At 70.9% G+C, this 20,619-nt stretch carries 20 protein-coding genes and 1 other RNA gene; 5 read left to right on the forward strand and 16 right to left on the reverse strand.

The window, feature by feature from the left end; all coding sequences use genetic code 11:
- Positions 1-65 precede the first annotated feature (65 nt).
- Positions 66-1,628, forward strand: a complete 1,563-nt coding sequence (locus C6569_RS03710) for a sensor domain-containing diguanylate cyclase (RefSeq protein WP_106747577.1) — start codon at positions 66-68, stop codon at positions 1,626-1,628.
- On the opposite strand, the gene miaA is transcribed toward C6569_RS03710, so the two are convergent.
- Positions 1,552-2,556, reverse strand: a complete 1,005-nt coding sequence (miaA, locus tag C6569_RS03715) for a tRNA (adenosine(37)-N6)-dimethylallyltransferase MiaA (protein WP_106750882.1) — start codon at positions 2,554-2,556, stop codon at positions 1,552-1,554. The two genes, C6569_RS03710 and miaA, sit on opposite strands and share 77 nt — an antisense overlap.
- Here miaA and serB point away from each other — a divergent pair.
- Positions 2,527-3,423 (forward strand): phosphoserine phosphatase SerB, encoded by an 897-nt coding sequence (gene serB, locus C6569_RS03720; protein ID WP_106750881.1) that lies wholly within the window; start codon positions 2,527-2,529, stop codon positions 3,421-3,423. The genes miaA and serB overlap by 30 nt on opposite strands.
- Before the next feature lie 33 nt (positions 3,424-3,456).
- Here serB and C6569_RS03725 read toward each other — a convergent pair whose 3' ends face one another.
- The 6 genes from C6569_RS03725 to C6569_RS03750 form a co-directional block, all read right to left on the reverse strand.
- Entirely contained in the window at positions 3,457-5,004 is a 1,548-nt protein-coding gene (locus C6569_RS03725) for a Do family serine endopeptidase (protein WP_106747578.1), read from the reverse strand.
- 226 nt (positions 5,005-5,230) lie between these two features.
- The gene (locus C6569_RS03730) at positions 5,231-5,629 is read right to left on the reverse strand and encodes a carboxymuconolactone decarboxylase family protein (RefSeq protein ID WP_106747579.1); all 399 of its coding nucleotides are present in this window, start codon (positions 5,627-5,629) and stop codon (positions 5,231-5,233) included.
- A gap of 28 nt (positions 5,630-5,657) precedes the next feature.
- A complete protein-coding gene (locus C6569_RS03735) occupies positions 5,658-6,788 on the reverse strand; it encodes a M20/M25/M40 family metallo-hydrolase (RefSeq protein ID WP_106747580.1) in 1,131 nt (376 codons plus the stop codon).
- A 54-nt stretch (positions 6,789-6,842) separates the two neighbouring features.
- Positions 6,843-7,982 (reverse strand): lytic transglycosylase domain-containing protein, encoded by a 1,140-nt coding sequence (locus C6569_RS22080; protein ID WP_215905787.1) that lies wholly within the window; start codon positions 7,980-7,982, stop codon positions 6,843-6,845.
- Between the two features lie 50 nt (positions 7,983-8,032).
- The gene (locus tag C6569_RS03745; RefSeq protein WP_106747581.1) at positions 8,033-8,491 is read right to left on the reverse strand and encodes a MarR family winged helix-turn-helix transcriptional regulator; all 459 of its coding nucleotides are present in this window, start codon (positions 8,489-8,491) and stop codon (positions 8,033-8,035) included.
- Positions 8,488-9,636 carry an Acg family FMN-binding oxidoreductase gene (locus C6569_RS03750; RefSeq protein WP_106747582.1) on the reverse strand — a complete coding sequence of 383 codons (1,149 nt, stop codon included), beginning with the start codon at positions 9,634-9,636 and terminating at the stop codon, positions 8,488-8,490. The genes C6569_RS03745 and C6569_RS03750 overlap by 4 nt, the downstream gene beginning before the upstream one ends.
- A 279-nt stretch (positions 9,637-9,915) precedes the next feature.
- Between C6569_RS03750 and C6569_RS03755 the strand changes: the two genes are divergently transcribed.
- On the forward strand, positions 9,916-10,212 hold the full coding sequence (locus tag C6569_RS03755) for a hypothetical protein (protein ID WP_106747583.1): 297 nt from the start codon (positions 9,916-9,918) through the stop codon (positions 10,210-10,212).
- 17 nt (positions 10,213-10,229) lie between these two features.
- On the opposite strand, the gene C6569_RS03760 is transcribed toward C6569_RS03755, so the two are convergent.
- From C6569_RS03760 to C6569_RS03785, 6 genes are all read right to left on the reverse strand, one after another.
- Complete coding sequence (locus tag C6569_RS03760) at positions 10,230-11,282, reverse strand: M48 family metallopeptidase (protein ID WP_245898223.1); 1,053 nt, start codon at positions 11,280-11,282, stop codon at positions 10,230-10,232.
- A 13-nt stretch (positions 11,283-11,295) separates the two neighbouring features.
- Complete coding sequence (locus C6569_RS03765) at positions 11,296-11,853, reverse strand: LemA family protein (protein WP_106747584.1); 558 nt, start codon at positions 11,851-11,853, stop codon at positions 11,296-11,298.
- A gap of 126 nt (positions 11,854-11,979) precedes the next feature.
- Positions 11,980-12,699 carry a cytochrome c biogenesis CcdA family protein gene (locus C6569_RS03770; RefSeq protein WP_106747585.1) on the reverse strand — a complete coding sequence of 240 codons (720 nt, stop codon included), beginning with the start codon at positions 12,697-12,699 and terminating at the stop codon, positions 11,980-11,982.
- Between the two features lie 31 nt (positions 12,700-12,730).
- Entirely contained in the window at positions 12,731-13,123 is a 393-nt protein-coding gene (locus C6569_RS03775) for a thioredoxin family protein (protein ID WP_106747586.1), read from the reverse strand.
- 165 nt (positions 13,124-13,288) lie between these two features.
- An RNA gene (gene rnpB / locus C6569_RS03780) (RNase P RNA component class A) lies at positions 13,289-13,673 on the reverse strand.
- A gap of 42 nt (positions 13,674-13,715) precedes the next feature.
- Entirely contained in the window at positions 13,716-13,958 is a 243-nt protein-coding gene (locus tag C6569_RS03785; RefSeq protein ID WP_106747587.1) for a hypothetical protein, read from the reverse strand.
- Positions 13,959-14,086: 128 nt separating this feature from the next.
- On the opposite strand from C6569_RS03785, the gene C6569_RS03790 reads away from it, so the two are divergent.
- Together C6569_RS03790 and C6569_RS03795 are read left to right on the forward strand one after the other, a co-directional pair.
- Positions 14,087-15,433 (forward strand): 3-carboxy-cis,cis-muconate cycloisomerase, encoded by a 1,347-nt coding sequence (locus C6569_RS03790; protein WP_106747588.1) that lies wholly within the window; start codon positions 14,087-14,089, stop codon positions 15,431-15,433.
- 223 nt (positions 15,434-15,656) lie between these two features.
- Positions 15,657-15,962 carry a GIY-YIG nuclease family protein gene (locus C6569_RS03795; RefSeq protein WP_106750885.1) on the forward strand — a complete coding sequence of 102 codons (306 nt, stop codon included), beginning with the start codon at positions 15,657-15,659 and terminating at the stop codon, positions 15,960-15,962.
- Between the two features lie 419 nt (positions 15,963-16,381).
- Here C6569_RS03795 and C6569_RS03800 read toward each other — a convergent pair whose 3' ends face one another.
- The 3 genes from C6569_RS03800 to C6569_RS03810 form a co-directional block, all read right to left on the reverse strand.
- Positions 16,382-17,899 (reverse strand): malonate--CoA ligase, encoded by a 1,518-nt coding sequence (locus tag C6569_RS03800; protein ID WP_106747589.1) that lies wholly within the window; start codon positions 17,897-17,899, stop codon positions 16,382-16,384.
- A 104-nt stretch (positions 17,900-18,003) separates the two neighbouring features.
- Positions 18,004-18,360, reverse strand: a complete 357-nt coding sequence (locus C6569_RS21655) for a hypothetical protein (RefSeq protein WP_146144726.1) — start codon at positions 18,358-18,360, stop codon at positions 18,004-18,006.
- Between the two features lie 82 nt (positions 18,361-18,442).
- Positions 18,443-20,611, reverse strand: a complete 2,169-nt coding sequence (locus C6569_RS03810) for an ATP-binding protein (RefSeq protein ID WP_181313897.1) — start codon at positions 20,609-20,611, stop codon at positions 18,443-18,445.
- Positions 20,612-20,619: the final 8 nt, after the last annotated feature.

Here is a 20,619-nt window from a genome sequence, read left to right on the forward strand (position 1 = left end):
GCCGCAGCGGCAGCTTTACCTCGCTTTAAACGGCCGCTGACAGACTGTCCGCAGGACGGGATCCCATGTACCGCGAGATGTTCGACAAGGGGATCGAGTGGCGTGCCCATGCCCATTCGATCCGCCGCCTCTACGGCAACTGGCTGGCACTGCGCGAGCAGGCCCGGGCCGTGCCGTTCAGCGAGTTCGACCCTGCGACCCTCGGCCCCATCGCCGACGACATGATCGTCTTTCGGCCGACCGCCGACGGCGACATGATCTATTCTCATTACGGCCGCGCGCTGGTGGAGCGCGTCGGCACCGACATGACCGGCAGGCTGAGCAGCCGCATCCTCGAGACGGTTGGCGCCTTCTTCCGGGAGTGCAACAACCGCGTCCTCGTCACCGACGAGCCCCTGCTCACCCTTCACCGCAGCGCCATCGCCGGCCAGGTGCATCTGTGGGAGAGGCTGGTCCTGCCCTGCCGCGATGCCTCGGGCGAGCCGGTCATCGTCATCATCGCCAAGCCACGCCAGTTCCGCGACGACCTGCTCGCCGCCGTGCTGGACGCCTCGCTGGACGCCATCGTGGCGGTCCGGCTGGTGCGCGACGACGCCGGCCTTCCAGTCGACGGTGAGTTCGTCGCCGTCAACCAGCGGGCCGCCGACTGGAACGGCCAGACGGTGGAGGCCATGCTGCAGACGCCGGTGCTGACGCTCTGCCCGGGCCTTGCCGAGAGCGGCCTGTGGACCCGCTTCGTCGACGTCGCCCTCACCCGTCAGCCGCTGCAGCTCGTCACCCGCTATGCCTGCGCCGATGCCGACCGCTGGATCGAGATTGCCTGCGTGCCCTTCGGCGACGGCTTCATGGTGACCAAGGCCGACGTCACCGAGCGCAAGAACGCCGAGGACGCCATGCGGCAGACCCAGGCGGAATATGCCCAGGCCAACGCAGCGCTGAAGGCGGAGATCCAGCGCCGCCAGGCGCTGGAGGAGGAGCTGAGCCAGCTTGCCACGCGCGACAGCCTGACGGGTGCCCTGAACCGCCGCGCGACGACCGACGGGCTGCGCGACGCGCTGGCGCGCTCGGCCCGCTATGCCCATCCGGTCTCCGTCATCACCATGGACCTCGACCATTTCAAGCACATCAACGACCGCTTCGGCCATGCTGGCGGCGATGCCGTGCTGCGCCGGACCGTCGGCCTCCTGACCCACGGCCTGCGCGAGGACGTCGACCTCGTCGGCCGCTTCGGCGGCGAGGAGTTCGTCATGGTCCTGCCCCATGTCGGCGTCGGCGAGGCGGTGGGCGTCGCCAGCCGCATGCGCGAACTGCTCGCCGGCTCGCCTGTCGAGCACGAGGATGGACCCATCCGCTTCAGCGGCTCCTTCGGCATCGCCGCCTGGGACGGCCGGGAGACCATGGACCGTCTCTTGAGCCGGGCGGACGCCGCCCTCTACCGGGCGAAGGCCGCGGGCCGCAACCGCGTCGCCCTCGACGAGGGCATGGGCGACATCCATGTGCTCGAAACCGGTGGCGAGGCGCCGCTCCAGCCCTCCGCCGACGTGCCGCCCTTCACGCCGACGACCCGGCAGGGAACGGCGCCGCGCCGCTCGCGTCGAGCCACCGCGACAGCGCCTCGGCGGCCCTGACGGGCGTCAGCCAGCGCGCCTCAGGCATCTGGTTGCGGAACCAGGTCTCCTGCCGCTTGGCATAGGCGCGCGTGTCCCGCTGTCCCCGCGCCACCGCCTCGGCGAGCGACACCTCGCCTGCGAGATGGGCGACGAGGCCCGGCACACCGTGGGCGCGCATGGCGGGCAGCGCCGGATCGAGGCCGCGGGCGGCCAGCGCCGCCACCTCGTCGAGGGCGCCTGCCGCCATCATCGCCTCGAAACGCCGGTCGATCCGCTGCCGCAGCGGCTCGCGCTCCACCGCCAGGAAGACGGTGGCGAGATCGAAGCCGGCGAGCGCCGCGGCCTCCCGGCCGTTCTGCTGCCAGTGGAGGAGGGGTCTCCCGGTCGCCTCCAGAACCTCGATGGCGCGGATGATGCGCTGAGGGTCGCTCGGCCGCAGCCGCGCCGCCGTGTCCGGGTCCTTCGCCGCCAGCGCCGCATGAAGTTCGGCAGGCGAGCGTCCCTCCGCCTCCCGCCGCACCCGCTCGCGCACGTCCGGCGCGACGGGCGGGATGGCCGAGAGCCCCGACGTCAGGGCACGGAAGTAGAGACCCGTGCCGCCGACGACGATGGGCAGGGCTCCGGCGGCCGTGGCTGCGGCGATCTCGGCGGAGGCGGCCTCCACCCATCGGCCGGCGGAGAAGGTCTCTGCGGCGTCCACCGTGCCGTAGAGCCGGTGCGGGGCGAGGGCGGCCTCGTCCTTGGTCGGACGGGCGGTGATGATGCGGAGGTCGCGATAGACCTGCATGGAATCGGCATTGACGACGACGCCGCCGTAGCGCTGCGCGAGATCGAGGGCGAGCGCCGACTTGCCGCTCGCCGTCGGACCTGCGATGAGGACGGCCCTCGGCCTGTGGCCCTCGCGGGAACCCTCACCTTGACCCACGTCGCGACCCTCATCGCCCATCCGCACAACCCGGTCCTGACCGCCGACGCCCTGGCGGCGGCCGCGGCGCAGCTTACCGCCGCCGATACGGCCGTGATTCTCGCCGAGGGCGTCGCCGCGGACATTCCTTTCGCACCTGGGGCCGGTGCCGACAACCGGGCGCTCGCCGACGCCCTGCGCGCGGCCCTCGCGGGCCTTCCGCTCGACGTGGTGGTGCAGCCCGCGGCGGGCCGGGCGAAGCGCCTGTTCCTCGCCGACATGGACTCCACCATGATCGGCCAGGAATGCATCGACGAGCTCGCCGACCTCGTCGGGCTGAAGGAGCACGTCTCGGCGATCACCGAGCGCGCCATGCGCGGCGAGATCGCCTTCGAGCCGGCGCTGCGCGAGCGCGTGGCACTCCTCGAGGGTCTCTCGGCGTCGGTGGTGGACGATGTCATCGCCCGCCGCATCACCCTCACCCTTGGCGGACCGGAACTGGTGCGCACCATGCGCGCCCGCGGTGGCTACACCGCCCTCGTCTCCGGCGGCTTCACGCTCTTCACCGCGCCCATCGGGGCGATGATTGGCTTCCACGAGAACCGCGCCAACATCCTGGAGGTGCAGGACGGGCACTTCGCCGGCACGGTGCGCGAGCCCATCCTCGGCCGCGAGGCCAAGCGCGACACGCTCGTGGAACTGCGCGCCCGCTTCGGCCTGGCGGCGCACGAGACCATGGCGGTGGGAGACGGGGCCAACGACCTCGCCATGCTCGGCGAGGCGGGGATCGGCATCGCCTTCCGCGCCAAGCCCAAGGTCGCCGAGGCGGCGGCGGCGCGGATCGACCACGGGGATCTCACCGCGCTGCTCTACATGCAGGGCTATCGCCGCGCCGATTTCGCGGCCTGACGCCGGCGGGCCGGGCCCGCCGGTCGGCTCGGGTCAGCGCAGCGTCAGCGCCACGAAGCGGCGATCGCCCTCGGCGTTCGCCACCAGGAACAGCGCCGAGCTGCGCCCCTCCGCCCGCAGCGCCTGGATGCGCCGCGTCACGTCGGCGGGCGAGTTCACCGGCTCGTTCTGCACCTCGAGGATGACGTTGCCCGGCTGGATCGCCCGCTCGGCCGCCCGCGAATTGGGATCGACCTGGGTGACCACCACGCCGCGCACGTCGTCGCGGACGCGGAAGCGCTGGCGCATCTCCTGCGTCAGCCCGGAGAGCTGGAGCCCCAGCGCCGAGACGGTGGGGTTGGCCGGCCGCGGCGGCTGGCCCTGCGGCTGGCGTCCCGTCGAGGCCTGCTGGATATTGCCCTCGCGGCGGCCGAGCGTGACGGTCAGCGTCTCTTCCTTGCCGCCGCGCATGACGACGACCGGCACCGCCTTGCCCACGGCCGTCTCGGAGACGATCCGCGGCAGCTCGCGCGAATTGCGCACCTCGCGGCCGTCGAAGCTGACGATGACGTCGCCGGTCTTCATGCCGGCCGGGCCGGCCGGGCCGTTCGGCTCGACGCCGGCGATGAGCGCGCCGCGGCGGGTGCCGAGGTTGAGGCTCTCGGCGATCTCGTCGGTCACCTCCTGGATGCGCACGCCGAGCCAGCCGCGCCGCGTCTCGCCGAACTCGCGCAGCTGCGCGATGATCGGGCGGGCGGTGTTCGCGGGAATGGCGAAGGCGATGCCGATATTGCCGCCGGTCTGCGAGAAGATCGCCGTGTTGATGCCGATGACGTCGCCGGCCATGTTGAACAGGGGGCCGCCGGAATTGCCGCGGTTGATGGCCGCGTCGGTCTGGATGTAGTTGTCGAAGGGCCCCGACTGGATGTCGCGGTTCTTGGCCGAGACGATGCCGGCCGTGACCGTGCCGCCGAGCCCCAGCGGATTGCCGATGGCCATCACCGCCTCGCCGATGCGGATGCGGTCGGAGTCGGCGAGGTTCACCGCCTTCAGCGGCCGGGTCGGCTGCACGCGCAGCACGGCGACGTCGATCTCGCGGTCGCGACCGATCAACTCGGCCTTCAGGCGCGTGCCGTCGTTGAAGATGACCGTGATCTCGTCGGCGTTGTCGATGACGTGGTTGTTGGTGACCACGATGCCGCTGGCGTCGATGACGAAGCCGGAGCCGAGCGAGGACTGTCGGCGCTGCGGCGCCGGCTGGCCGTCGGGCCCGCCCGGCGGATTTTCGCCGCGGCGGCGGAAGAATTCCTCGAACAGCTCGTCGAAGGGCGCGCCGGGGCCGGGATTGCCCGGGCCGCCGGGGGCGCCAGGCTGGCCGGGGCGGCGGCCGGGCGGGCCGGGCCGCTGACCGGGGGAGGCGTCGACGCGCGAGGAGGTGGAGATGTTCACCACCGCGTCGATGACGCGCTCGGCGAGATCCGACAGGTCGATGGCCTGGCGGGCTTCGGCGCGCGGCATGGTGCCGGGGGTGAGCGCGAGGCCCGTGCCGAGGGCGAGGGCGAGGCTGGCGGCCGCGAGGCGGCTGCCGATCCGGGAGGTCATCGTCGAGATCCTGGTGGAAGTTCCGGGAAGGGAAAGGGGTGCGGTGCGGGCGGTGCGACCATGAACATCGGCTGGGCGGCTTGTGGTCATGTCTCGTCCCCGTCGGCCCCGTCACAGACGCCCGCCATGTTTCGGCGCGATGGCGTCGAGGCATAGTGAACCACGAAATGGGGCGGCATGGCGACCTCGGAAAGGGCCTGCCATGCCGTCGGGGCGGTCTGGGCCATCACACCTGTTTGAAGGCCTCGTCCACCGGCACCTGCAGCGAGAGCGCCATGCGATTCGTCTCCGAGGCCATGGCGACGATGGAGACGAGTTCCATGAACTGTTCGTCGCTCATGCCCTTGGTCCGCGCGGCGGCCGTATGTGAGCGGATGCAGTACTCGCAGGAATTGGCCATGGAGACGGCGACGTAGATCAGCTCCTTGGTCAGCGGGTCGAGGGCGCCCGGCGCCATGACCTGCCGGACGCTCTCCCAGGTCCGCTTCAGCGCGACCGGGTCATGGGCCAGGACGCGCCAGAAATTGTTGACGAAATCCGTCTTGCGCGTCGCCCGGATGTCGGCGAAGACCGCCGCCGCCTCCGCCGACAGGTCCGCATCCGCGAGCGCGGGCATCATCGACATGGCCTTGGGTCCTCCCGATTGCGCCGGTTCAGCCGGCGATCTCCTCGATCAGTCCGCCGAGGATCGTGCCGCGCGGCAGGATCGAGCGGATGTCGCAATATTCTTCCTTGGTGTGGATGCCGCCGCCCCAGACGCCGAGCCCGTCGAGGGTCGGCACGCCCATGGCGCCTGTGAAATTGCCGTCCGAGCCGCCGCCCGACTGCATGTGTTCAATGGGGAAGCCGTGCCTGTCGGCGATCGCCTTGGCCTTGGCGTAGAGCGCCATCGTGCCCTCGCCGGCGACGAAGAGCGGGCGCACCGGCCCCGGCTCGATGGTGATGCGGGTGTTTGGGAAGGGCGGGCGCAGCGTGCGCAGGCGCACGTCGATGTCGGCGAGGTCGTCCGGCGTGGCGGCGACGCAGAGCACCTCCGCCGAGCAGAGGACCGGCACCACGTTGACCCAGGTGCCGGAATTGACCCGGCCGACCGCGAAGGTCTGGCCGCGCTCGTAGTCCGACCAGTCCTCGATGGTCTCGATGATGCGCGCCATGGCGCGGATCGACGACACGCCGCGGCTGATGGCGGCGCCCGCATGGGAGGGCCGGCCGTGGACGTGGATCATGTAGCGGACCACCGCATGGCGGCCCGAGGTGACGAAATGGTCGCGGCCGGGTTCCGGCACGAGGACATGTGCGGCCTTCGCCGCCTCCGCCTCGATGGTGAGGCGCGAGGAGGGGGAGCCAACCTCCTCGTCGGGGACCAGCACCACCGTGACGCTGCGGCGCAGGCGCCCGCCCTTCTGCTTGATGAGCTTGCCGAGCACGTGCAGGGCCAGCACCGTGCCGCCCTTCATGTCGGTGACGCCCGGCCCGTAGAGCCGGTCGCCCTCGCGGCGGATGGGCAGGGGGCCGGCAAGGGTGCCGACCGCGTGGACGGTGTCGACATGGGCGAGGATGAGGAGGCCGGGTCCCGGCTCGGTGCCGGCGAGCCGGCCGATGACGATGTCGCCGAAGCCCTGGGTGCCGGGCAGGCGGTCGATGTCGAATCCCATGATGCCGAGGTCGCGCGCGCCCTCGTCCATCATCCGGTTGACCGCCGCGGCATCATAGGTCGGGCTCTCGATCGAGGCCCAGCGGATGATATCCGAGACAACCTGGTCGACATCCGTGGTCACGGGCATGCGGGGCTCCTCCTCTGACGTGAGGGGAGCCTAGAGCCGCCTCTGCCGCCGCGTCTACGGCCGCTGCGGCTCACGAGCTATGATCCCGAAATTCTGCCCGCCGAAGCGTTGCTCGATCTGCTCGATGCGCTTCTCGTGGTCCTGCCAGTTGAACCGGCTGGTGGACCGCTGGCCGGGCGGCGGCGTCTCGGAGCCCGTGGGAACCGTCACCCCGCGCGCCAGCGGCGAGCCGATGGCGTTGAGGTGGACCACCGCCCGTCGGCAATATTCCAGCGACAGGGCGCTCATTTCGGTCTCGTCCCAGCCGGCGCGGTATTTCATCAGCGCCTGGCAGAGATTGCCGCCGGAGCGCTCCCAGGCGCCGGCGAGATAGGTCACGCCGAGGCGGATGTTGGTCTCCGGCTCGAACAGGTCCTGGATCGTGCCGTTGAAACCGAGTTGGCGGGCTATGGAGGGGCGGACCTGCATGAGGCCGACATCGTCGACGAGACCGACCGCGTGCGGGTCGTAGGCGCTCTCCACCATCACCACCGCGTCGGCGAGGTCGATCGGCACGCGCAGGGCGGCCGCGAGGCGCCGGACGGTCGGGTAATGCGCCTTGCGGCCCACCAGATAGCGCGTGTCGGAATAGGCACGGCCCTCGAAGCGCCGCGGCGGCGCCTCGGCGAAGGGCGCCTCGAGCTGCGGCAGGTCGCCCGCCGTGTCGGCGGCGACCGGCTCGGCCGACGATGGCGGCGGGGTTGCGCCCGGCGGCGCGGCCGCGGCGGTGCGGGAGGGCGGCACCTGGGCGTTGATGACGGCGCGGTGGTTGTCCGGAATCGCAGGCGCCCGTCGGCTCGCCGCCTCCGCCTCGCGAAAGGCCTCGTCGATCCGGCTGGGCGGGGCAGCCGGTGCCGCCGTCGCTGCCGGTTGTGCCGGGGCCGGCGCCGCCTCGGCGGGTGGCGTGGTCGCGGCAGGCGGCACGGTGGCGAGTTCCGGCGCGCTGGTGGCGTCGCTCTCGGCGGCCTCGGCAGGGCGGGGGTCGGGCAGGGGGGCAACGCGCGGCGCCCCGGCCGGCGGGCGCGCCGGGCGGGCGGCAGGCCGGCTGGCTGGCGGCTGGCGCGCGCCGGGAGGCGTCAGGTCGAGCTGGGCGACGGCCGGCGTGGCGGCCAGAACCGCACCGGCGAGGAGAACCGTCCGCAACGTGCCATGCATGGCCCCAATCTAGTCGACCGGGACGGCCCGCGCTACCCGCGCCCCGGGCCTCAGTCACGCAGGGAGTCAAGCCGGGTGCGGATCTCGGTGAGCGGGGCGAGGGCGGAGGCGAAGGGCGTCCGGCCGATCCGCGCCAGCAGGTCTTCCAGCACGGGAGCGAGCCGGGCGATGCAGTCCGCATGGACGGCCCGGCCGGCATCGGTGATCTCGACGAGCCTGCCGCGGCCGTCGCTGTCGTCTGGCACGATCCGCACCAGGCCCTTCGGCTCCAGCCTCTGCAGCGTCGAGGTCATGGTCGCGCGCGTCACCTGGAAGGCCCGGGCGAGGTCGGAGGGGCGTCTCTGGCCGCCGAGCCGCACGAAGTGGTTGAGAATGGTGAACTGGGCGAGGGTCATCCCCTCCGGCATGACGCGTTCGAAGGCCGTGCTCGACAACTGCGCGATGATGCCGACCTCGTTGAACACGCGGAACAGGAGGTCCGCGTCGCTGGCGGGAACAGTGTCGGTCATGCGGTCCTGATTCGGGAGGCGGCAGACCAGCGGGGCGTCTGCGGCACGTCGGGACCGTAACCCAACCTGGCGAGCATGTGCAGCCGTTTCGGGCTGCCGGTGCCCAGCATGCGGTCGAGCTCCGCGCGCAGTCCGTCCATTTCGGTGAATTCCTGCAGGGCCTGGCTGACCGGTTGCATGGAGAGGCCGAGCGAGGCGGCCGTCAGGTTGGCCCTGAGATAGGCCCGTCCGGCGGCAAACGCGCCCGCCCGGCTGCCGTCCTCTGCGGTGACGGTCACATAGGCCGGCGTCGCCGCCAGCATGGCGCGGTACATGTCGCGGCCCTGAAGCGTCGCGGCGGAGGCGGGATCGGCGAGTTGTACCCGCGACAACCGGCCGAGGAGCGACAGCCCTTCGAGGAACGGACCGCCCAGCGAGATGCCGTCGGGATTGGCCTCAATCTCGCGGCGGCCGATGCGCATGAGGTCGACGCTCTCCTGGTGGGTCCTCGGCGTCGCGGCCTCGACCTCCCACGCCCGCCAGGTGAGGGCGCGGACCTCCGCGGTCATCCCGGCGTCGGTGAGGGCCGCGACTGCGAGGCCCGGTGCCGAGAGCGCGGCCAGGGCCGCTGCCGCCGCCGCCGGAACCGGGCGCGCCATGTCATAGGGCCGCTTGGTCGAGCGCCGCGCCATCACATGGGCGAACAGCGGGTCGACGGCAACGCCTGCGTCGCGGATCAGCGTCAGGTGCGCCACCGGGCGCTGGTCGAGGCGCGGCTGCGGCTCGCCTTCCGGGAACGGCACGACCTCCAGCCGATGGCCGGTCGCCGTCGCCGCGATCGCCGCGAGTTCGCAGAAGCAGGCGAGCCCGATGACGATCTGCCGGTCGAGGGGATCGGTTTCCGGCAGCCTGCGGTCGAGGTCGCAGAAGAGGGTCATCGTCGTAGGGCCGGTCAGCTCGACGATCCACGGCTGCCGGTTGTGCGGGTTCGGCGCGAGGATCGCGTGCTCGACGACGAACCGGCGCGGGTCGGAGCGCGAGCCGCCGGCCTGGCTCCAGGGCAGGAGCGCCGCCGTGGGCGTGCGGGTGAGAGCAAAGGCGGTGGCGCCGGTGGCGGCCACGAGGCCGGTCGCACCGGAGGACAGGAGGAAGAGGCGACGATTCATGAGATGCTCCGGTGGTTAGATGTCGAACTATATAATTCGGTATCTAACCAAAACACCGATGTCAATATCGCTCGATATCGAATTGGTTGGCTCGGCGCAGAGGGCTATCGTTCTGGCGGCCACCCGATACCGCTGCGTGAAACGCTGAGCGGTCCTGCGGCCCGACGACGGCCTCCGAAACACGCTGTTACCTTTACGGGAGATGAAATCGCCGTCTAGATTTGTGACGGCGGTCGTTCGGCGGCTGCGAACCCACGCTGTAGAAATCCGAGGAAACACATGTTCAGGACCTGTCTTCTCGCCACGACCGCAGCCGCCGTCCTGGCTTTCGGTACGCTGATCACCACCACGCCGGCGCAGGCCCAGTGCACCGCGCGCTTCACCTGTGATCCCGGCGTCAGCCCGGTCTGCTGGTTCCGCCTCTTCTATCGCAATGGCAACAGCAGCGTCTTCACCGTTCCCGCCGGCGGCCAGCGCCGCATCTTCGGCCTGTCGCCGGGCGAGCGCTATTGCTCATCGAACCGTGGCACGCCCGGCTTCCAGTGCAACGCCCAGCGCATCCGCATGGCCTGCTGACGGCGCGGGGCGCGGCGTCAACGCGGCGCGCCCCAGGACCGGCTCGCCTGCACCATCGAGGGCAGGTCCTGGCGCTGCCCCATGGCGGGCGCGTGGGGCGGCAGTTCCGGCATCCGCCCACCCGCCTTCTCCACCAGCGCCTGCACCCGCTTGGTGATGGACGGGTGGGTCGAGAACAGATCGGCGAAATCGTCCGGATCGTTCTCGAAGCACATGTCCATCACGCCCGAGGGCACGCCCTCGATGTCGGCGCGGCCGGAGATCTTCAGGAGCGCCGAGATCATTGCGTCGGGGTTCTTGGTGAGTTCGACGGCGCCGGCGTCGGCCAGGTACTCGCGCGAGCGCGATAGCGACAGGCGGACCACGATCGCCAACACCCAGGACACCACCACCAGCGCGACGCCGATCAGCACCACCACGATGGCGCCGCCGCCCTTGCGGTCGTCGGAGGACGAGCGGATGCCGCCGCGCAGGAAGGCGCGGAACACCAGCTCGCCCACCAGCGAGATGACGCCCGAGATCACCACGGCGATGATCATCAGCCTGACGTCGCCGTTGCGGATATGGGTGAGTTCGTGGGCGAGGACCGCCTCCACCTCCTTGTCGTCGAGGCTGTTGAGGAGGCCCGTGGTCACCGTCACGGTGAACTGCTTCTCGTTGACGCCCGATGCGAAGGCGTTGAGCGCATCGCTCTGCAGGATGGCGAGCTTCGGCGTCGGCATGCCGCGGGAGATGCAGAGGTTCTCGAGCATCCTGTAGAGCTTCGGGTTGTCGGCCTGGCTCACCGGCTCCGACCCCGTCATCTTGCCGATGAGCGCGACGTTGAAGCGGTAGCCGATCAGCACCCACAGCGCCGTGCCCGCCGTGACGAACGGCAGTGCGATGAGGAAGACGCGCCACGTCTCCCACATCACGTAGGAGCCGACCCGGTAGCCCGACATTCCGTAGCCGATCAGGATCACGCCGAAGGTCAGGAGATAGGCGAGGACGAACAGCCCGGCGATGAGGAATCCCGAGCGGATCTTGTTGTTGCGGATATGGCCGTAGAGCCCATAGGCCTCGCCGATCATGACGGCGCCCGGCTCAGAACTTCACCGTCGGCGCCGTCTCGATCTGGGCGCGGGTCTCCGGGCCGACGTCGAAGAACTCGCGCGGCGTGAAGCCCATCGACGCCGCGAAGAGCACCGCCGGGAAGGCCTGGATGGAGGCGTTGAACTCGCTCACCGCATTGTTGAAGAAGCGGCGGGCGGCCGCCAGCTTGTCCTCGACATTGCCGAGGTCGACCTGGAGCTGCTGGAAATTGGCGCTCGCCTTGAGGTCCGGATAGGCCTCGCCGAGCGCCATCAGACGACCGACCGCACCCGAGAGCTGCTGCTCGGCCGCGGCCTGCGCCGCCGGACCGTGGGCGCCCTGCGCCGCATTGCGTGCGGCGATGACGGCGTCCAGCGTCGACTTCTCGTGCGCCGCATAGCCCTTCACCGTTTCGACGAGGTTCGGGATGAGGTCGTGGCGCTGCTTGAGCTGCACGTCGATGTCGGCGAAGGCCTGGTTGACCCGCTGCCGGAGCCCCACGAGCCCGTTGTAGACGAAGACGGCGTAGACGGCGGCGGCGATGACGATGCCGAGAATGGCCCAGCCCATGACGTGGCTCCTCTCCATGACGACGGGGGCAGAGACTGTCACGGCCCCGCCCGGTTCGCAAAGACAAGGCGCGCGGCCGTGTTTCAGCGCGATGTCGGGAGGCTGTCCGCCGCGTGACGGAGGAGGTCAGAACCGGGTGGTGAGCGCCGTCAGCCAGGCTGGCGAGGCCTCCACCAGCGCCGCCTCGATGGCCTTGTCCCAACCGGTGAGCACCAGCACCGCGACCGCCACCACCACGAGGCCGAGAGCGGTCTTGGCGCCCTGACCCGCCGCCATCATGCGTTCGCGCAGCCCGAGGAGCCTCTCCCGCGACAGGGCGCCGAGGGCCGCCAGCGGCAGGCCGGCACCGATGCCGAAGGCGAGCATGGTGAGGCCCACCTGGCCGAGATTCTCGCCCCGCGCCGCCATCAGCGAGGCGGCGCCGAGGGTCGGACCGACGCAGGGGCTCCACACCGCCCCGAGCAGCAGGCCGACGCCGAACTGGCCGGAGAGACCGCCCCGGTCGAAGCCGCCGAAACGCGCCTGCGTCCAGTCCGACAGCGGCCCCGCCGCCGTCGCGAGCCGGGCGCCGGCCGCCGGCACCAGCATGGCAAGGCCGAGAGCCAGCAGGATGATGCCGGCCACCATGCGGAAGACGCCGAGGTCGAGCCCCAGCGAGAAGCCGATCGTCGCGACGAAGAGCCCGATCACCGTGAAGGAGAGGGCGAGGCCGGCGGCGAGCGCGAGAGGCCCGCGCCGGTGCTCGGAGGCCGCGCCGCCGAGCACGATGGGCAGGATGGGGAGCACGCAGGGCGACAGGATCGAGACGATCCCCGCCAGAAAGGCGAAGCCGATGGAGGCGAGCATGGGCGAGGTCCCTGCGGCTGGCTGCGGCGGCTCAGATGCTCTTCGCCACCAGCGCCGTGATGGAGGCCGCGTTGGTGTCGCCGGCCGACCGGCCGACCTCCTGCCGCCCCTTGAAGACCACCAGCGTCGACTGGCTCTGCACGTTGAGGGCGCGCAGCACGTCTTTCTGGCTGTCGAAGTCGACGCTGAGGAACACGAGGTCGCGGAAGCGCGGCTCGGCGGTCAGCTTCTGCAGGATCGGCTGCTGCGCCCGGCAGGTGGGGCACCAAGGCGCCGTCACCTCGACGAGGATCGGCTTGCCGGCGGCCTGGGCCGCGGCGAAGGCGGCCTGGGTGAAGCGCTGCCCGGCGGCGCTCGCGGGGAGCGAGGGCGCGGCGGCGGCGAGCGCAGCCGATGCGAGGATGAAGGTACGGCGACGGATCATGGTTTCCCCCTTGGACAGGACCGGGCGCGGCAGTCATCGGCCGCAGCTCCGTTTCCACTACGGGACCTGCCGGTGCCCCGTTACGCGCTGACGGTTTCGTGATCGGCGGTGCCCGGCCGCCGGACATGGCGAGGCCCCGGTCGCTCTCGCGCCGGGGCCTCTCAACATGTCAGTCGGCCTGTAAGCCGGGTTTTGTGGGGCGGGACTGCTCCCGCGTGACGACCATTCCTCTAGGCGGCCGATTGCTCGGACGCTCTGGCAACCTACCCGGACGACGGCGCGGATCCACGCCCGGGGTTTCCCCCTGTCGTCCCTATTCGGTTTTGCTCCCGGTGGGGTTTACCGTGCCGCTTCCGTTGCCGGTCGCGCGGTGGGCTCTTACCCCACCTTTTCACCCTTGCCGGAGCGAACCCCGGCGGTCTGTTTTCTGTGGCACTGTCCCTGGGGTCGCCCCCGCCGGACGTTATCCGGCACCGTGTTTCCGTGGAGCCCGGACTTTCCTCCCCCGCGCCCTTTCGGGTGATGCGGCGGCGGTCGTCCGGCCGGCTGACGGGCCCCAAGTGAAACAGGCGGGTCGGAGTGTCAAGCCGGCTCAGGCGTCCTTATTGGCGTCCACCGACTTGCGGCCGGCGGGGGCGCCGAGGCTGCTGTCCGGTGCCGAGGGCTGGACGGGATCGCTGGCCGGGAAGGTGTCCTCCAGCGCCTTGTTCAGTTCGGCCTCCTCGGCCTTTGTGGTGGAGCTCGCCGGCATCTTCGGGCCCTTGCCCGCAATCGCCTCTTCGAACTCCCGCGTGCCCTCTTTCTGCAACGCGTCGGCTTTCACGTCCGCTGGCATGTTTCCCTCCTATGGCCATACCGCTTCGAAACACCCAACCCGCGAGGGCCGCCGGTGTTCCCTCGCCGCGGCTTGGTGCCGAGCGTCGCGCTCTGGTAAGGCTGGAGCCCGCCTGCAACGAGGTTCCCATGCCGTCGCCGCTTCTCGCGCCGCTCTTCGGTTCGCCCGCCATGGAGGCCGTCTGGTCCGACGCCGCGACCGTCGCCGCCATGCTGGCGGTCGAGGAGGCTCTCGCCGCCGCCGAGGCCGAGGCGGGCGTCGTTCCCGCCGCCGCCTCTGCCGCCATCGCCGCCGTCGTGGCGCGGCGCGGCATCGACATCGAGGCGCTGGCCGACGCCGCCGGCATGGCCGGCAACACGGCCATCCCCCTGGTCAAGGCCTTGACGGCGGAAGTCCGCGCGGCCGACGCCGAAGCCGCCAAGTGGGTCCACTACGGCGCCACCAGCCAGGACGTGATGGATACCGGCCTGGTGCTGCAACTGCGCTCGGCCTTCAGGCTCATCGAGGTCGATCTCGCGCGTGCCATGGCCGCCGCCGCCGCGCTGGCGCAGGCCCATCGCGACACGCCCATGGCCGGCCGCACCTGGCTTCAGCAGGCCCTGCCCATCACCTTCGGCCTCAAGATGGCCGGCACGCTCGACGCGCTGATGCGCCATCGCGACCGCCTCGCCGAAGCCCGCCCGCGTATCCTTGCCCTCCAGTTCGGCGGTGCCGCGGGCACGCTCGCCTCCCTGGGTGCAACGGGGCCGGAGGTCGCCCGTCTGCTCGCCGCGCGCCTCGACCTGTCGCTGCCCGAAACGCCCTGGCACGGCCAGCGCGACCGCATCCTCGAGGCCGCGAGCCTCATGGCCGGCCTTGTCGCTTCAGCCGCCAAGGTCGCCCGCGACGTCGCCCTGATGATGCAGACCGAGGTCGGCGAGGTGCTGGAGCCGGCGGCGCCGGGCCGCGGCGGCTCTTCCACCATGCCGCACAAGCGCAACCCGGCGCTCTCCGCCACCATCCTGGGGGCAGCCGGCCTCGCGCCGCAGCTCCTGGCCACCATCGCGGCGGGTGGGGCCGGCGAGCACGAGCGCGCTGCCGGCGGCTGGCAGTCGGAATGGCTGGCGCTGCCCGAACTCGCCCGCCTCACCGGCGGGGTCATGGCACGCCTCGCCGAGTTGCTGGAGGGGCTGGAGGTGAAGCCCGAGCGCATGCGCGCCAATCTCGGCGCCACCGGCGGGCTGCTCATGGCGGAAGCGGTGCAGATGGCGCTCGCCCCCGCCCTCGGCCGCCTCGCCGCCCACGACCGCATCGAGGCCGCCTGTCGCAAGGCGGTGGGCGAGGGCAGGGACCTCCTCGACGTGCTGGCCGAGGATGGTGAGATCACCGCCCATGCCCCGCGCGACCGCCTCGCCGAACTTCTCGACCCCGCCGGCTACCTCGGATCGGCCGGGTTCTTCGTCGACCGGGTGCTGGCGCGGTATCGAGCAGTGTGACGCCATTGCACCGACGGCCCGCGCTCGAGCCCTTCGGCCCCTGGACCCCTTCCCCTCGCTGGGTTCGGCCGGGCGTGACGTGCGGCGGGTGGCCAGCGGCAACCCGTGATCCTGGCAGCCGTCGCGTCAGGTCTTGAGGCCCGCGCAGGGACGCCCTAGCGTCGTTCTGCTGCGCCTTCCGTCACCCCCGGCCGAGCGCAGCGAGGGGAAGGGGGTCCAGGAGTTGCCGGGCGCCGGACCGTTCTACGTCTACATCCTCGCCAGTGGGCGCAACGGAACGCTCTATGTCGGCGTGACGAACGACATCGGTCGGCGTTCCTTTGAGCACCGGTCCGGAGCCGGTGCGGTCTTCACCCGACGCTATCGCGTCCACCGGCTGGTGTGGATGGAACCTTACGACGGCATCGCCGCCGCCATCGCCCGTGAAAAACAGATCAAGGGGTGGAACCGTGCGTGGAAGCTTCGCCTTATCGAGCGCGACAACCCGCAATGGCGGGATCTTTATGGCGAGTTGGCCGGAGCACCCTGAGCCCTGCCTCGCCCCCGCTATTCCCGTCACCCCCGGCGAGCCCGAAGGGCGAGGGAAGGGGGTCTAGGAGGTGCCGGGCGGTCCCTCAAGAGCTGGTGGCCTCCTTCGCGGGAAAGGACGAGGTGCGGCGTTTCCGGCCCCTGGACCCCCTTCCCCTCGCTGCGCTCGGCCGGGGGTGACGGACGGTGGAGTGAGACGCCGTGCCGGGGCGACATCGGTAAAACGTCGGGCCGCCTTCCGTCACCCCCGGCGAGCCCGAAGGGCGAGGGAAGGGGATCCAGGAGTTGCAGAGCGGTCCCTTGAAGCTGGTGGCCTCCTTCGCGGGACAGGAAGGAGGGGGCGGCGCTTCCGGCCCCTGGACCTCCTTACGCTCGCCGCGCTAGGCCGGGGGTGACGGGCGGCGGCGGCAGGGCCGCAGTTCACCCCCCGTAGATGCCCTTGTAGGTCTCGCGCAGCACGTTCTTCTGCACCTTGCCCATCGTGTTGCGCGGCAGGTCCTCGACCACGATCACCCGCTTCGGCAGCTTGAACTTGGCGAGGCGCGTCTCCAGCGCCGAGAGGATGGCACCCTCGTCGAGCTTCGCACCGGGGGTGGGCACCACCACTGCGGTGACGCCCTCGCCGAAATCGGGATGCGGCACGCCGATCACCGCGCTCTCGAAGACGCCGGCCATGCCGTCGATCTCGGTCTCGACTTCCTTCGGATAGACGTTGTACCCGCCGGAAATCACCAGGTCCTTGCCGCGGCCGACGATGTGGACATAGCCGTTCTCGTCGATCTTGCCGAGGTCGCCGGTGATGAAGAAACCGTCCTCGCGGAACTCGGCCGCCGTCTTCTCCGGCATCCGCCAGTAGCCCTTGAAGACGTTCGGGCCCTTCACCTCGATCATGCCGATCTCGCCCCTGGCGACGGGAGCGCCCGTCTCCGGGTCGGTGACGCGCAGCTCGACGCCCGGCAGCGGGAAACCGACCGTGCCGGCAATGCGCTCGCCCTCGTAGGGGTTCGAGGTGTTCATGTTGGTCTCGGTCATCCCGTAGCGCTCGAGGATCGCCTGGCCGGTCTTCTCCCGGAACGCCCGGTGCGTCTCGGCGAGCAGCGGCGCCGAGCCGGAGATGAACAGGCGCATGTGGCGCGTCGTGCCGGGCGTGAGGCGCGCGTCCTGCACGAGGCGGACGTAGAAGGTCGGCACGCCCATCATCGTGGTGGCCCGCGGCATCAGCTCGAACACCTTGTCGGCGTCGAACTTCGGCAGGAACAGCATGGTCGCACCTGCCATCAGGATGGTGTTGGTGGCGACGAAGAGCCCGTGGGTGTGGAAGATCGGCAGGGCGTGCAGCAGCACGTCGTCGCGCGTGAAATTCCAGTAGTCCTTCAGCGTCAGGGCGTTGGAGGCCAGGTTGTCATGGGTGAGCATGGCGCCCTTGGAGCGCCCCGTCGTGCCCGAGGTGTAGAGGATGGCGGCGAGGTCGTCCGCACCGCGCGCCACCGAGTCGAAGACCGGCTGCTGGGCGTTGGCCTTCTGCCAGAGCGAGCCGTCCTTCGCCCGCCCGAGGGTTTCGACAGCAGGCACACCGGTGCGCGCTGCAACTTCTGCAACGCCGTCGCGCCGGGCGGGATCGCAGACGACCATGGCCGGCTCGGCATCGGAGAGAAAATATTCGATCTCGGCGAGCGTGTAGCCGGTGTTGAGCGGCAGGAAGACGGCGCCGGCGCGCACGCAGGCGAGATAGAGGAAGATCGCGCCGGGCGACTTCTCCACCTGGACCGCCACCCGGTCGCCCGGCTTCACGCCCGAGGCCACCAGGGCGTTGGCGAAGCGGCCGGTCGCCGCGAACAGGTCGTCATAGGTGAAGCGTGTACCGTCCTCGGTCTCGATGAAGGTTTTGGTGGCATCGGTGCCGTAGAGGCGAACGAGATCGAAGAGATGGTTGGCCATGGCTCAGCGGGATGTGCTCGGCGGGGCGCCGTGAGGAACGCGGGAGCGCGGACCATGCCGCATCCGGCCGGTCAGGTCGAGAGGGAGGGGCCCTCGGCCGTCGTTCAGCGTTCCCGACGGCAGGTTTCGTCCAGGGAGATGGTGCGGCCCCGAAACGCGACGCGGTTCGAGTCGATCAGTCGGCCGAGCTCGCGAGCGTAGGAGGGATTGGCGAGACAGGCGGGCGTGGTCCCGACGAGCCGCCGCTGGCCATCGACGTTCGGCCGGTATTCGCCGACGCGCGTGCCGTTGCTGAAGCCGACGATCACCATGCATCCCGGCGTCGAACGGGAGGGCATCGCGCGGAACTCGCATGCGCCCGTCGCCATCCGGTCGCGTGCCCGCTGGGCGCTCGCGCCCGAGGGGACGAGAACGGCAGCAACCGCCAGGGCGGCGACCAGAAGTGGCGGGCCTATGTGCATTGCGTGATCCCTCGGTCTCCCCGGCCCGGCAGATGGAACCATCTCCGAAGGCGACGCTCAAGCCTGTCGCCGAACCCCCGCGTCAGCCCGCCGCCGCCAGCGGCCTTCCGAGATGCTCGGCGCGGATGGTGGCGCGAACCTGCGTGCCGGCGCCCGGCTTGGACCGGATGGTCAGCGCGCCGCCGTGCAGGTCGATGAGCTTTTTGACGAGGGCCAGGCCGAGCTCGGCCTCGCCGGTCCCGCTGCCCTCGCTGAGCGGGTCGAGCGCCTGGGCGAGTTCGCCCGGCGAGACGCCGGCGCCGGAATCGACCACGTCGAGCACCAGTTCGCCGCCAGGTCCCCGCTTGGCGGAGAAATTGACGATGCCGCCGCGCGGCGTGGTGGCGATGGCGTGGTTGACGAGTTCGCCCATGATCTTGCGCAACGCCACCGCGTTGGCCGACATGGAGGAGATTTCCGGGGTCCAGACCACGCGGAACTTCACGCCCTTCGATTCGGCACGCGGCCGGTAGAGCAGGTTGACCTCGCCGATCAGCTTCTCCATCGGCGCCTGGTCGCCGGTCGGCGGGCTCTCGATGGCGGAGGCCTGGGCATAGTCGAGCACGTCGGCGAGACGGCGGGCCAGCCGGGCCGATTCCTCGCGCGCGGCCTCGATCAGGGCGTCGATGTCGTCCTGGTGCCGGCTCGACGCCGCCCGTCGCGCCATCAGGTGCAGGCGCTCGATCGGCTGGCGGAAGGTCCGGCCGATCAGCCGCACCAGCCCCGAGCGGACGCCCTTGAGGGTCTCCACGGCGATGAGGGCGCGCGCCACCTGGTCGGTCAGGAAAGCGACCTCGCGGGTCGCCGCGTCCAGCCGCTCCTCGCGCTCCTGAACCTCGCCGGCGAGCCGCGCATTGAGGTCGTTGGCCTGTTCCGCCGCCGCCTCGGCGAGCGTCAGCTTCTCCTTCACGCCCTTGATCTGCGCCTGGAAGATGTCCACCGCGCGGTTGTATTCGCGGGCGATCTGGCCGAGTTCGCCGTCGGAATCGGCCTCCAGATAGGCGAAGGCGCCGGCATTGAGGTTGAGCGCGCCGAGCTGGCTCACCAGCATGGCGACGTCGGTCGTCATGGCGTGTTCGGTGACGTTGAGGCCGATGCGCTCCTCCTCCGCCCCGACCCTGAGCCGCATGACGAAGCGCAGCCCGTAGGCCGCGGCCCCCATGACGGCGGCCGCCCAGGCGACGATGGCGAGCAGCCCGGCGGCCTGCAGCGCGAGGACGGCAAGGAGATTTCCCGGCTGGCAGAAGGCCACCGCGAGAACCCCGATCGCGCCGGGAAAGAGATGGGCGGAGGCGATCCCGAGCGCGTCGTCGATCTCCGCCGTCTCCAGCGCGCGCGCGCCAGCGAGCGCCGCGCCCGCGCCCGCGACTCCGAGCGCCACCGCCCCCATGGGATGCAGGAGGTGGGCTGCGGCCGAGGCAGCCACCACGCCGGCGATGGTGGCGTGGATGATGTGGACGACGGTGATCCGCGACGGGCGGACCTGGTTGGCGAGGAAGGTCGCGGTGATCGCCGCCGCCCCGGCGAGGATCAGGTTGATCACCACCGGTGCCACCGCGAGCCCGGCGGACAGCGCCTGGCCGATGGCGATGCCGAACCAGCCGAGCCAGAGCAGCATCACGCCGAGGGCGGCGAAGGGGAAGCTCTGGCTCTGCACCACCAGGCTGCGGCGCGTGCCGTTGAACCGGCCGGTGCGCGGCCCGACCACGGAGGAGGCGACAAGGGCGGCCGTCGCGCCGGCTACATGGATCACGCCGCCGCCGGCGAGGTCGACGAAGCCCGTCGCCTTGAGCCAGCCCGCGGTATCTCCGTCGGCCCAGGCCCAGTGCATGACGAAGGGCAGCACGGCGAGGCCGAAGACCGCGACCAGCGCCGCATAGGCGCGCAGGGTGGTGCGCTCGGCCAGCGGGCCCGACAGAAGCGTCGCGGCGGCGCAGGCGATGGCCACGGCGAAGACGAGGTCGGCCCCGCCGTCGGCCGGCATGAAGGGCCCACGGCCGACGATCGGTCCGCCGGCATTCATGATGCCGTAGCCGGCCGTCCAGACGATGAGGATGGTGATCCCCGCCAGCACCAGCAGCTTGGCGGCCGCATTGACGCTATGCTTTGCGCGCACCAGACCGCTCTCGAGGGTGACGTGGCCGGCAAGGACCAGGAACACGCAGAGGGCGATGATGACGGGCGGCAGGAGATCGGGCGGCGTCGGAGGCATCAGCAATC

This window comes from Phreatobacter cathodiphilus, from assembly GCF_003008515.1.
GTDB classification, from domain to species: Bacteria; Pseudomonadota; Alphaproteobacteria; order Rhizobiales; family Phreatobacteraceae; genus Phreatobacter; species Phreatobacter cathodiphilus.